General features: G+C 56.4%; 13 protein-coding genes and 1 tRNA gene. 7 read left to right on the top strand and 7 right to left on the bottom strand.

The window, feature by feature from the left end; translation table 11 throughout:
- Nucleotides 1-45: 45 nt before the first annotated feature.
- Complete coding sequence (locus ACTNB1_RS10820; protein WP_441169424.1) at nt 46-357, top strand: hypothetical protein; 312 nt, start codon at nt 46-48, stop codon at nt 355-357.
- A 47-nt stretch (nt 358-404) separates the two neighbouring features.
- Here ACTNB1_RS10820 and ACTNB1_RS10825 read toward each other — a convergent pair.
- Nucleotides 405-497 (bottom strand) — tRNA-Ser (locus tag ACTNB1_RS10825).
- 328 nt (nt 498-825) lie between these two features.
- On the opposite strand from ACTNB1_RS10825, the gene ACTNB1_RS10830 reads away from it, so the two are divergent.
- Both ACTNB1_RS10830 and ACTNB1_RS10835 read left to right on the top strand, forming a co-directional pair.
- On the top strand, nt 826-1395 hold the full coding sequence (locus ACTNB1_RS10830; protein ID WP_441169426.1) for a xanthine phosphoribosyltransferase: 570 nt from the start codon (nt 826-828) through the stop codon (nt 1393-1395).
- A 15-nt stretch (nt 1396-1410) separates the two neighbouring features.
- The gene (locus ACTNB1_RS10835; protein WP_441169428.1) at nt 1411-1809 is read left to right on the top strand and encodes a PaaI family thioesterase; all 399 of its coding nucleotides are present in this window, start codon (nt 1411-1413) and stop codon (nt 1807-1809) included.
- A 295-nt stretch (nt 1810-2104) separates the two neighbouring features.
- Here ACTNB1_RS10835 and tsf read toward each other — a convergent pair whose 3' ends face one another.
- From tsf to hprK, 5 genes are all read right to left on the bottom strand, one after another.
- The gene (tsf, locus tag ACTNB1_RS10840; protein WP_441169429.1) at nt 2105-3019 is read right to left on the bottom strand and encodes a translation elongation factor Ts; all 915 of its coding nucleotides are present in this window, start codon (nt 3017-3019) and stop codon (nt 2105-2107) included.
- A 78-nt stretch (nt 3020-3097) separates the two neighbouring features.
- A complete protein-coding gene (gene rpsB, locus ACTNB1_RS10845) occupies nt 3098-3832 on the bottom strand; it encodes a 30S ribosomal protein S2 (RefSeq protein WP_441169431.1) in 735 nt (244 codons plus the stop codon).
- A 212-nt stretch (nt 3833-4044) separates the two neighbouring features.
- Complete coding sequence (locus ACTNB1_RS10850) at nt 4045-5166, bottom strand: DUF4179 domain-containing protein (protein ID WP_441169432.1); 1122 nt, start codon at nt 5164-5166, stop codon at nt 4045-4047.
- Entirely contained in the window at nt 5150-5647 is a 498-nt protein-coding gene (locus tag ACTNB1_RS10855) for an RNA polymerase sigma factor (protein WP_441169434.1), read from the bottom strand. Before ACTNB1_RS10855 ends, ACTNB1_RS10850 begins: the two co-directional genes overlap by 17 nt.
- Nucleotides 5648-5776: 129 nt before the next feature.
- Nucleotides 5777-6730: an HPr(Ser) kinase/phosphatase gene (gene hprK, locus ACTNB1_RS10860; RefSeq protein ID WP_441169435.1), complete on the bottom strand. Its 954-nt coding sequence runs from the start codon at nt 6728-6730 to the stop codon at nt 5777-5779.
- Between the two features lie 138 nt (nt 6731-6868).
- On the opposite strand from hprK, the gene ACTNB1_RS10865 reads away from it, so the two are divergent.
- The 3 genes from ACTNB1_RS10865 to rpmB all read left to right on the top strand — a co-directional run bounded on the left by ACTNB1_RS10865 (nt 6869) and on the right by rpmB (nt 9011).
- Nucleotides 6869-7240, top strand: coding sequence for a BlaI/MecI/CopY family transcriptional regulator (locus ACTNB1_RS10865; protein WP_441169436.1), 372 nt, complete (start codon nt 6869-6871; stop codon nt 7238-7240).
- The gene (locus ACTNB1_RS10870) at nt 7237-8700 is read left to right on the top strand and encodes a M56 family metallopeptidase (RefSeq protein ID WP_441169438.1); all 1464 of its coding nucleotides are present in this window, start codon (nt 7237-7239) and stop codon (nt 8698-8700) included. The genes ACTNB1_RS10865 and ACTNB1_RS10870 overlap by 4 nt, the downstream gene beginning before the upstream one ends.
- A gap of 122 nt (nt 8701-8822) precedes the next feature.
- Entirely contained in the window at nt 8823-9011 is a 189-nt protein-coding gene (gene rpmB / locus ACTNB1_RS10875) for a 50S ribosomal protein L28 (protein WP_033116638.1), read from the top strand.
- A gap of 54 nt (nt 9012-9065) precedes the next feature.
- Here rpmB and ACTNB1_RS10880 read toward each other — a convergent pair whose 3' ends face one another.
- Entirely contained in the window at nt 9066-10163 is a 1098-nt protein-coding gene (locus ACTNB1_RS10880; protein ID WP_441169439.1) for a DUF3048 domain-containing protein, read from the bottom strand.
- Between the two features lie 171 nt (nt 10164-10334).
- On the opposite strand from ACTNB1_RS10880, the gene ACTNB1_RS10885 reads away from it, so the two are divergent.
- Nucleotides 10335-10862: a DUF4364 family protein gene (locus tag ACTNB1_RS10885; RefSeq protein WP_441169440.1), complete on the top strand. Its 528-nt coding sequence runs from the start codon at nt 10335-10337 to the stop codon at nt 10860-10862.
- The last annotated feature ends 32 nt before the right edge of the window (nt 10863-10894 follow it).

Here is a 10894-nt window from a genome sequence, read left to right on the forward strand (position 1 = left end):
AAATTTTGTTTATATATTCTGCAGAAAGTTGAGGGAAATATCGATATGTACGATCGAGTAGTACAGAATTTTCAAGAAAAACCGCGCGATGTCCATACCGTCCCTTTAAATACACACAAAGCTCCGCTTTGGTTTCATGTCTTTGTTAAAAACAGAACCCTATATGTCACATCTGCAAAAAGTCATTTACCCAGCAGCAATATTTCAGGCAATAGATCTCTTCCTCCCGAGCAATTTGAAACAATGTTGGATATCTATCACCGTAGGCAAAAAGGAGAAAGGGTATCACAAGAGGCAACAGAGGCGACCAGGTGCCAGGTATATTGGTATGGAGTTTTTGCAGATATGGGGTTTTGAACATATAAAGTAACAAAAGGCTCCGGAAGCAGATGCTTCCGAAGCCTTGGCGGAGATGGAGAGATTCGAACTCTCGCACCGGTTTGAGCCGGCCTACCGCATTTCGAGTGCGGACCCTTCAACCACTTGGGTACATCTCCATATTCAGTTATGCCTTGTATAACTGTGAGCATTTTGTTAGCGTTTTTCCGAAGCGCCGCTCACACCCACGTCCGGAAACCCTTGGGAGACATAGCTTTTTAGCTGTTAGCACGTCCCGCCAACGTAGCGATTTCGAGTCAGCCCCGTTATGACCACTTCGATACCGCTGCATAATAGTTCCTTCAGGTTTCTAAAACATACAGGCCACCGGAACCACTTGGATTAGAATACCCTATTTTTGTGCGGTTGTCAATATTGCACAGTGCTTTGAAATAAGATATAATTTATAAGAAAGTCTGTTTCTTACAGCAGTCGGAAAGGAGAACTATGGACGAACTAAAACGGCGCATCCTCAGCGACGCTGTCGTTGGCGAAGGCGATATCATTCATGTGGATATGTTCCTCAATCACTGTATGGACATGGATTTGATGGAACGGATGGGAAATGCACTGGCAAAGCGTTTTCGGGGCACTCACATCACCAAAGTTTTGACCGCCGAAAGCTCTGGCATTGCGCTGGCCTGCTTTACTGCAAAGGCACTTGGCGTCCCTGTTTTGTATGCTAAAAAATTCCAGACCGGCTACATCGATCCAGACGTCTATTCTGTTGATGCGCATTCCTTTTCTCTGGACAAGTCCTATACACTTCGTGTTTCCAAGCGTTATCTGGACGACTCCGATCGCGTGCTTCTGGTAGATGATATCCTGTCCAATGGCCAAACTATGCTCAGCTTGTTGGAACTGGTCTCTAAGGCCGGCGGCGAAGTCACTGGCGTAGGAGTTGCAATTGAAAAGGCCATGCGGGAAGGCGGCAAGGTCCTGCGGCGAATGGGGATCCGCGTCGAGGCACTGGCCACAGTGGAGCGCATTGAGGATGGTCATATCTTTTTAGCATAATGGGGGAAGCAACTCATGCTGGACAAGGAGTCATTTGAAGCTACTGTGCGGGCCAACGCCTTTGCTAATTACAACGGGATTAGTGTACGTCAATTGGAATTGGGAAAGGCTGAGGCCCAACTGACCGTCGGCGCTAATAACTATAACCCTCATGGCAAGCTCCATGGCGGCGCATATTATACGCTGGCTGACTGTGCCGGAGGCACTGCCTGCCGTACAGATGGGAGGAAGTATGTTACGCTGGATGGAACAATCCATTTTATCCGCGCCGCTGATAAGGGCATTGTAACAGCCTCCGCAGAGGTGATCCATCGCGGCAGAACCACTTCTCTGGTGCAAATTGAGATTACAGGTGAGGACGGCACTCTGTACGCTACAGGAGACTTTACCTTCTTCTGTATTTCAGGTTCTTAAAGCAAAACTTCAATATGTAAAAACGCCGGACGCAATCGCGTCCGGCGTTTTGTTTTTCTGCTGAAATTTGTGGTCATCCCTTCCAACCTGGTCGTTTATCCAACCATTTTGACCACAAGCTGCTCGCCCAATCTCTTTCTCAAAAAATTCTAAATTAGTTCTAAATCAATCCAAAACCCGGGCTAAAAACAGAAAATAAATAAAAAAAGAGCCCGGGGAAACGAATTTCCTCGGACTCTTTTGTGAGTCATTATTTCGGGACAATGTGCTTGTTTGCGGGGGGACAAGTACAAAATTACTTGCCCAGCTGCTTGGCAATCTCCTCGGCGAAGTTTTCCTGCTTCTTCTCGATGCCCTCGCCCTTCTCAAAGCGAACAGCGTTCTTGAAGGTGACAGTGCCGCCCAGAGCCTTGGCGGCGGAAGCGATATACTGCTCCACGCTCATGGAGTTGTCCTTCACGAACTCCTGCTGCAGCAGGCAGTTCTCCTTGTAGAACTTGCCCATCTTGCCGGCCACAATGCCCTCCTTCACCTTGTCGGGCTTGGAAGCCATCTTGGGATCGTTGGCCATCTGCACCAGCAGGATCTTCTTCTCTTCCTCCAGAGTGGCCTCGTCCACCTGGCTCTTGTCCCAGAAACGGGGATTCAGAGCGGCAATCTGCATGGCCACGTCCTTACCAACGGTCTCAACCTGCTCGGCGCTCAGGCTGGTCTCCAGGTTCACCAGCACGCCGATCTTGCCGCCAGCGTGCACGTAGGGCACGGAAATGCCATCGGTGAAGAAGGCAAAACGGCGGACCTTGATGTTCTCGCCGATAACCAGCACCATCTCCTGCTGCTCCTCCAGCACGGTACGGCCGTTGCCATAGGGCAGAGCCATCAGAGCATCCAGGTCGGCGGGCTTGTTGGCGGCCACAACAGCGGCCACACCCTTAACGAAGTCCACAAACTTCTCGTTCTTGCCCACGAAGTCGGTCTCGGCATTGACCTCGACCACAACGCCCACGCCGTCCACCACGGCAGCGTAAGCCATACCCTCGGCGGCGATACGGCCAGCCTTCTTCTGGGAAGCGGCCAGGCCCTTCTCGCGCAGGATCTCAACAGCCTTGTCCATGTTGCCCTCGGCCTCGGTGAGGGCCTTCTTGCAGTCCATCATGCCCACGCCGGTCATCTCGCGCAGGGCCTGTACGTCTTTCGCAGTGATTGCCATGATCACATTACCTCCATTTTAAAAATCAAAAAGGAGCGCCCGCCCGCGCGGGCGGGCGCTCCTAACATTCAATCCGAATTACTCGGCGTCGGCCTCGGCTTCCTTCTCAGCAGAAGCCTCAGCGGCGTCCTGACCCTGCTTGCCCTCCTGGATGGCGTTGGCCATCACACCGGAGATCAGCTTGATGGCGCGGATGGCGTCATCGTTGCCGGGGATCACATAGTCGATCTCGTCGGGGTCGCAGTTGGTGTCCACGATAGCCACGATGGGGATGTGCAGCTTGCGGGCCTCGTTGATGGCGTTACGCTCCTTGCGGGGATCGACCACGAACAGAGCACCGGGGAGCTTCTTCATCTCCACAACGCCGCCCAGGTACTTCTCCAGCTTGGCGATCTCGCCCAGGTGCTTCATGACTTCCTTCTTGGGCAGCATGTCGAAGGTGCCGTCCTCCTGCATCTTCTTCAGCTGGTTCAGGCGCTCCACGCGGCCGCGCATGGTCTTGAAGTTGGTGAGCATGCCGCCCAGCCAACGAGCGTTCACATAGTACATGCCAACGCGCTCAGCCTCTTCCTTGATGGCCTCCTGAGCCTGCTTCTTGGTGCCCACGAACAGCAGGGTCTGGCCGGACTCACCCAGAGAGCGGACGAAGTTGTAGGCCTCCTCCAGCTTCTTCACGGTCTTCTGCAGGTCGATGATATAGATGCCATTGCGCTCGGTGTAGATATAGGTGGCCATCTTGGGGTTCCAACGACGGGTCTGGTGACCGAAGTGGACGCCCGCCTCGAGAAGCTGCTTCATAGATACGACTGCCATAGTAAAATTTCCTCCTTTATTTGTTGATTCCTCCATCCGGTTCATCCGAAGCAGGCCAACTGCCGTTTCCAGCAGCACCTGGCCCTCCGTCCGCGGATGTGCGTAATCACATGCCCTGGTATAATACCACAGTCTTTCCCATATTGCAAGGTTTTTTTCGCTTCCCGCGCAAAAAAGAGCCCGGATGGATCCGGGCTCTTTTGCAACAGGTCTCAGGACTCTTTCCAAACGGTGTTGACCTGGCTCCAATAGGTGTCGTTGACAAAGGATTCCGGTTCAAAGAAGAAACCGCTGCAGTCCTCGTCCAGGACAATTTCTTTGATTTGGGACACATCAATAGGATAGGCCAGGGAGAGGCGGATATGGTCGGCGCGGCACTCGCTCCCATTAATTCCCTGTACGCTGATTGCCACCCGCTGGAACTCGGCCTCCACTTTAGTGCCGTCGGCCAATTCCACCCACGCCTCCAAGGGACTGTATGGCTCTTCCGCCGCACCATAAACCTCGCTGTCCAGGATAAGCAGATCAAAGGTCACCGAAATGGGCGACAGAGTCAAATCGTCTACCACTACAAAGGTGTTGCCGTCCAGCATCGCCGCCCCTCTGCCCCGGAAGTCGTAGTGAGTGGTAGAGATCACGGGGATCACCAGTTCAAAGTCCATTCCCTCCAGCACGGACACGCTCTCCACGCCCTGCGCCGCCAACAGGCGGCAGAATCCATCCACCCGGCAGTAAGCTCCATTCTCCGGCAGGTTGTTCAAATCGCTGATGCGAAGCACAAACTCCAGGCCTTCCGTCCAATAGGCAACGCACGGAGCACGGAATAGACGCTCCGCCGTCGGGGCCGCCGGGTCGGTACACGCCCGGTCAGTATAGAACTGCCCGAACACCCCTTCCTTTAGCCAATCCCCCGTCAGAATGGGTTTTCTCCCCTCCAGCAAAGACAGGTCGGTCCCTTCCGGTGGGATAAATTCCGCCAGAGCATAAATCTGCTCCTGATCGGCAACCACTTCCTTGATAACAATAGCAGCCCCGGAACCATTCAGATCCTCAAACCTCAGATTGACCTGCTCTGCCCCCAGTTGGTCCCGCTGGGCCCCGCTGGTAATGCCGAACCACTCCCGGAAGGCCGGAGATACCCCCGCCAGGGAAACCGCGCCTACCGCCCCGATCAGCAGGCAGGCCGCCGCCACCGCCGCAATCAGCGCCCGGTAGGGCAAGCGCATTTTTCCCTTCTTCTGCTCCCCGGGGCCCGCCGCCAGCCGGTGGACCAGGGCTTCTTTTTCCTCGGTGGTAAACCGCAGCCCTTCCAACTCCTCACGATAGCCCGCCATAGCCCTGTCCCTCCAATTCTGTCTTTAATTTCCGCCGTGCCCGGCTCATCCTGGCCCGTACCGCCTCCGCCTGGAGGCCCAGCAGATCCGCGATCTCGTTGGTATCGTAGCCCATGTAATAGTAGAGCACCAGCACTTCCCGGTACTTGGCGGGCAGCTTCTGGACTTCCTCCAGCACACCGCCCTCCTCCGGCTGAAAAGCGGCCTGCTCCGCCACCGTGTCCAGACCCACCGTCCGGGTGCGCCAGGGGCTCCGGCGGAGATTTTTGCAGGCATTCACCGTCACCCGCACCAGCCAAGCCCGCTCATGCTCCGGGCTCTCAAATTCCCCGGCATGGTCCACCCCCTTGAGCAGCACCTCCTGGCACACGTCCTGAGCGTCGTGTACAGAGTTCAAAATGGAATAGGCCACCCGCAGCAGCTGGTCGGAGTATCGCTCTACCAAATACCGGGCCAGCTCCTCTCTGCCCTGCTGTTCCATGGTCCTCCCTCCCTTGTTTTGTCTCTTCATCTAGTACACACCTCAGAATGGCCAAACGTGACAAAAAAGCCGCAGCAGGTCCCGGGATTTTCCCTGCGGATCCGCCGCGGCAGATTTGATCGCGCTGTTTTAGTTGTTCATCTGAGCGCTCATAGCCTGGTCAAAGTGCTCGTTGATCTGCTTGGTAAACTCCAGAGCAGCGTTATAGCCCATCTTCTTGTGGCGGTTGTTCATAGCGGCCACCTCGATGATGACAGCCAGATTACGGCCCGGTTTGACAGGCACAGTAAGGGAAGGAACCTTTACATCCAGAATGGTGGTGTAGAGATTCTCCAGGCCCAGCCGGTCGTACATGGCCCCGTCCTTCCACTGCTCCAGATTGATGACCATGTCGATCTCCGCCTCTTCCTTGACGGCGCTCATACCGAACAGGCGGCGCACGTCGATGACGCCGATACCCCGCAGCTCGATATAGTGCCGGATCAGCTCGGGAGCGGTACCTACCAGACCACCGGTAACGGTCTGCTTGATCTCCACCGCATCGTCGGCAATCAGGCGGTGACCACGCTTGACCAGCTCAATGGCGGTCTCACTCTTGCCTACACCGGACTCGCCCAGCAGCAGTACGCCCTCGCCGTATACCTCCACCAGCACTCCATGCCGGGTAATGCGGGGAGCCAGATAAGATTTCAGAGAGGCGATGATGGTGCTCATGAGCACACTGGTGGTGTCCTGGCTGCGGAGCACCGTCCGGTCATACTTCTCCGCCATCTCCATGCACTCCGGGTAGGGGTCGATCCCCCGAGAGATGATGAGGGCCGGGATATCCTGACTGAGCAGCTGCTCAAAGCTGGCCCGCCGCTGGTCCGCTGTCAGGCCGGAGAGATAGGTGTCCTCCACCTTGCCGATGACCTGGAGCCGGTGGGGGTCAAAATAGTCGAAAAAGCCGGTGAGCTGCAAACCAGGCCGGTTCACATCCTCGGTGCGGATGGGCTGGTCCTCGTAGCCCGCTGCACCCCGGATCACCTCCAGCTTGAACTGCTTGATCAGCTCTCCCAATTTTACGCTGTACAGACTTTCCATAGCCCATTCCTCCCTGGTAGGTTCTTTGTCGGTATTATACCATTTCTTTCCCGGAAAATGCAACCAACCATTTATTCTACAAATGTAGTTGACTCAAGCCTTCTACTATTGTAGAATAAAGACAAAGGAGGTGTTTCTATGAAAAAGGTAATCCGTCGTCTGCCGGACGCAGAGCTGGAGGTCATGCAGGCCCTGTGGGGGTGTGAGCCTCCCGCCGCCCGGAGCGACGTGGAGGCTCGTCTTCAGCGCCCCCTGGCACCCACTACCCTGCTGACACTGCTGGCTCGGCTGGGTGAGAAGGGCTTCCTTCAGACCGACAAGGATGGCCGCCGGAGCCTGTATACACCTCTTATCTCACAGGCTGACTATCTGGCGGCCCAGAGCCGCACCTTTGTACAGAAGGTGTGCGGCGGCAGTCTGCACGCCTTTGCTGCCGCTCTGTGCGACAGCGGTCTGACCCGGGAGGAGCTGGAACAGCTGCGGGATCTGCTGGAGAGGGGTGCGCTATGAGTTCGGAGATGACGTACCGTCTGATGCTGGCCCTGGTGGTTGGATTCCTCCTGACCGGGATCCTCTACTGGAAACGCACCGATCCCGTTTCCTTCTTTTCAGGGAAAGAGAAACCACGATATACACCTTATTTCGCCTACTGGCTTCTGCCTGGCTTTCTTCTCCTGGTCTTCTGCTTGCTGCCCCTGATGCTGCCCCGGGGTGGAGGAAACAGTTTGCTGGGGCTCCTGTTTCAGGCCTTTCTCCACCTGGCCCTGTACAACAGCCTGCTGCTCCTATTCCACCCTCTGCTCCGGCGATTCCTTCAGCCCCAGACCTGTGTGGTACTGTGGCTGCTGCCCAACTGGCTCTATCTCTGCATAAGCACGGGAAATTATCGGCTTGACCGTCCCCTGCTGATCCTCCACCTGCCTGTCCAGGCCATCCGTGTCGGCTGCTGGGTGTGGGCGGCCGGTTTTGCGGCGGTACTGGGATGGAAGATCTTCTCCCACCTGCGGTTTCGCCGCCGCATCCTGCGAGAAGCCCAGGTAGCTACCGACCCCTCCACTTCCAGGCTGTGGCAGGAGCTGAGACAGTGGGCGGGATACACCGACAAGCGCCTGCCCCTGCTGGTCTCCCCTGCTGTGGCCACCCCCCTGTCCATCGGTCTGTTTCCCTCCACGCTCCGGGTGGTACTCCCCCAGCGGGACTATACACAAAAGGAGCTGGACCTGATCCTCCGCCATGAGCTGATCCACATCGGCCGCGGTGACAGTACGGCCAAGTTTTTTCTCACCTTCTGCACCGCCCTGTGCTGGTTCAACCCACTGATGTGGGCCGCCATGCGGCAGGGTGCGGAGGACCTGGAGCTGAGCTGTGACCAGGAGGTATTGGCTAAAAGTGACGAGGAGGAGCGGCAGGAGTACGCCCGACTGCTGCTGCGCACCGCCGGAGAGCAGGCCGGCTTTACCACCTGTCTATCCGCCTCCGCCTCCTCCCTGCGCCGCCGACTCCAACGCACCCTCCACCCTACCCGCCGTTTTATCTGCGGTATCGCGGCAGGGCTGGCCGCCTTCGCACTGGTCATGACCTTCGGCTGGGCCGCCCTGTCCTATGACGTCACCGGGCAGGAGGTCTTTTTCCCCGGAGGCACCAGGGAAGACTGGAGCTTCTCCAACATCTACCTGTCAGAAATGGGAGCCTGTCAGGCCTCCGACCCGGAGGCCCTGGCGGACTATCTGTCTGGACTGGAACTGGAGTGTCTGGCCGGACAATACAGCTTCCAACCGCAGGGACGGAAACTGTCGATGTACCTCTACGGCCCCGAAGGCTCACGTTTCTTGTCTCTCCGGGACAACGTTGCCCAGTCTTTCCCTTTAGCCACCTCCTCTTACGAGAGCAATAACAGCTATCTGATAACCAATGGGGTGGATTGGGAGTACCTGGAGAGCCTGCTGACACCCGAGAAAGACGCCGCCTGACCATCCGCGAAAATTCTCTCCGTTTTTTGAAAAAAATACTTGCATTTTTCGGCGAGCTCTGCTATCATATCTTTCGATGCTTTATGAAAAGCGTATCCTGACGAGCGAGGAGGTATAAGCGAATGGCCAAATGTGAATTTTGCGACAAGGGCGTTGTGTTCGGCATCCAGGTTTCCCACTCTCACCGCCGCTCCAATCGTCCTTGGAAGCCCAATGTGAAGCGCGTCAAGGCGATTGTCAACGGCACGCCCAAGCACGTCTATGTGTGCACCAGATGCCTCCGTTCGGGTAAGGTCACCCGCGCTGTGTAATAGCATAGATCAAAAAAAGGTCAGCCTTTCGGCTGACCTTTTTTATATGCTCATTCAGGAAAAGCTGACTTGGCTGTTGGTGGGCACAACGCACACATAAGTGCGCCCTACCCCAAAAGTGATCGGGTTGCCGTCCAGATCCTTATAATGCAGCTGGCCATCCGGATAGCTCTTGCTCCAGGTCAGGTCAATGACCTTGCCCCCACAGGCAAAGTAGCCGGTACCGCCGCTGGACAGATCCACCGTAATGTGGCCCAGGCTGTCACCGGTGTTCCGGCAGGCGGTCTTGATGACCACCACATTGGTAACTCCCACCTGTTCCCCGGTGTTGCCGTCTATGTAGGCCTTGCCATACTCCTCCGCCAGATAAAGACCGCTGTCAGCATCATAGGTGAAGAGGCCTGTCTTATAATTGGAGAAGGGCACCTCAATCTGTGCCGCAGGAGAGCCGTTGACCGGAGTACCGTCCTCTGTAAAGGCCATATCGTAGACATAGCCTTCCTTATGCTCCTGACGCAGGTTGGTATACCCGGCAAAGCGCTCTATAATGGCATCACCTGTGGTGACTACCGTATGCTCCAGGCTGTAGCTCTTCCGCCGCTCCGGATCCCGCCACATCAGGTTTCCGTTTTCTGTGTTGCTCATATAGGGGCCCCGCACCCCGTCCAGAGCAGCTACTCCCCACTGGGCAATTTTGGAATAGGCGTCCTCACTGCCGCCAGCGTGGATGAATATGGCGTCATGACCCAGGGCAAGCTCCAGATAATAAGGTCGTGCGGACCGGATGGAGCCGATCTTGCCCACACCGTCCAGGGATTGATACACACCCAGCATCCGGGTGATGCCTCCCTCGGCAGGCACCTCATAGATGATATCCGCCTGGGACTGGCCCATCTGAGGCAGAGCTTCCTTCAAATTATTCAGCATGATGGCCACCGGGCGACGGTTCACCCACTTCTCCCCGATAGGCAGGCCGCTGAGGGGGCTCACCGGACCGTCATAGGGCGTGGGACTGGGCTCTGCCGTCACCTCTGCCACAGGGGTGGGTGAAACAGCGGGCAGCGTCTCCTCCGCAGGTGGGTCCTCCTTCCCGCTGCAGGCGGACAGGAGCAGAAGCAGGGCAAGGAACAGGGTCAGCAGCTTTGCACGCATGGCGGATCCTCCCATCATTCTGTTTTTTCTATGATACCCCACGGCCGCTCCCCCCGTCAAGGCCGGGAAAAATCCCTTGTGATTTCACTCCATTTTCGGTATAATATTTTCAGACCGAGGGAACCGCCGCCTGGCTCTCCACATCTCACCCCCTCGGAAAGGAGATCCTCTATGCCCCGTTATGGTTTCATCCACGACAAACTGGAGATCAAATTTCTGATCCTCTACCTCATGGCCAGGGTAGCCGCCCCCATCGACTTTCCCACCCTCACTGACCTGACCATGTGCGACGACGGGATCGACTACTTTGAATTTGCCGAAGCGGCGGCGGAGCTTGTGGAGTCCGGCCATCTGACCCTGGAGGACGGCCTCTACTCCATCACCGACAAAGGCCGGGAAAACGGTGCCGCCTGCGAGAGCAGCCTGCCCTATACGGTAAAGCGCAAATGCTCCGCCAACCTCTCCAAGGTCAACGGCGTCCTTCGCCGCAACGCTCAGGTGCGGGCCGAGGTCCTGCCCCGGCCGGAGGGAGGACTTACCCTGAAGCTGGTGCTGGATGACGACGCAGGCAACCTGTTTACCCTGGAACTGCTGTGCGGCTCCCAGGAGCAGGCCGACCGGCTGGCCGCCCACTTTAAGGAGCGCCCGGATCACATCTATAATCAGGTACTGGAGGCTCTGTTGGAGGAGCCGGAATAACATAAAAAAGTGGCGCCGCCCTTTCAAAAGGG

It is taken from the genome of Flavonifractor sp. HCP28S3_F3, from assembly GCF_052065355.1.
GTDB lineage: Bacteria > Bacillota > Clostridia > Oscillospirales > Oscillospiraceae > Flavonifractor.

Coding starts and splice junctions, on each gene's coding strand:
- tsf (WP_441169429.1), bottom strand. CDS start 3,019: ATGGCAATCACTGCGAAAGACGTACAGGCCCTGCGCGAGATGACCGGC.
- ACTNB1_RS10885 (WP_441169440.1), top strand. CDS start 10,335: ATGCCCCGTTATGGTTTCATCCACGACAAACTGGAGATCAAATTTCTG.
- ACTNB1_RS10880 (WP_441169439.1), bottom strand. CDS start 10,163: ATGCGTGCAAAGCTGCTGACCCTGTTCCTTGCCCTGCTTCTGCTCCTG.
- ACTNB1_RS10850 (WP_441169432.1), bottom strand. CDS start 5,166: ATGGCGGGCTATCGTGAGGAGTTGGAAGGGCTGCGGTTTACCACCGAG.
- ACTNB1_RS10865 (WP_441169436.1), top strand. CDS start 6,869: ATGAAAAAGGTAATCCGTCGTCTGCCGGACGCAGAGCTGGAGGTCATG.
- ACTNB1_RS10820 (WP_441169424.1), top strand. CDS start 46: ATGTACGATCGAGTAGTACAGAATTTTCAAGAAAAACCGCGCGATGTC.
- rpsB (WP_441169431.1), bottom strand. CDS start 3,832: ATGGCAGTCGTATCTATGAAGCAGCTTCTCGAGGCGGGCGTCCACTTC.
- ACTNB1_RS10855 (WP_441169434.1), bottom strand. CDS start 5,647: ATGGAACAGCAGGGCAGAGAGGAGCTGGCCCGGTATTTGGTAGAGCGA.
- ACTNB1_RS10830 (WP_441169426.1), top strand. CDS start 826: ATGGACGAACTAAAACGGCGCATCCTCAGCGACGCTGTCGTTGGCGAA.
- rpmB (WP_033116638.1), top strand. CDS start 8,823: ATGGCCAAATGTGAATTTTGCGACAAGGGCGTTGTGTTCGGCATCCAG.
- ACTNB1_RS10835 (WP_441169428.1), top strand. CDS start 1,411: ATGCTGGACAAGGAGTCATTTGAAGCTACTGTGCGGGCCAACGCCTTT.
- ACTNB1_RS10870 (WP_441169438.1), top strand. CDS start 7,237: ATGAGTTCGGAGATGACGTACCGTCTGATGCTGGCCCTGGTGGTTGGA.
- hprK (WP_441169435.1), bottom strand. CDS start 6,730: ATGGAAAGTCTGTACAGCGTAAAATTGGGAGAGCTGATCAAGCAGTTC.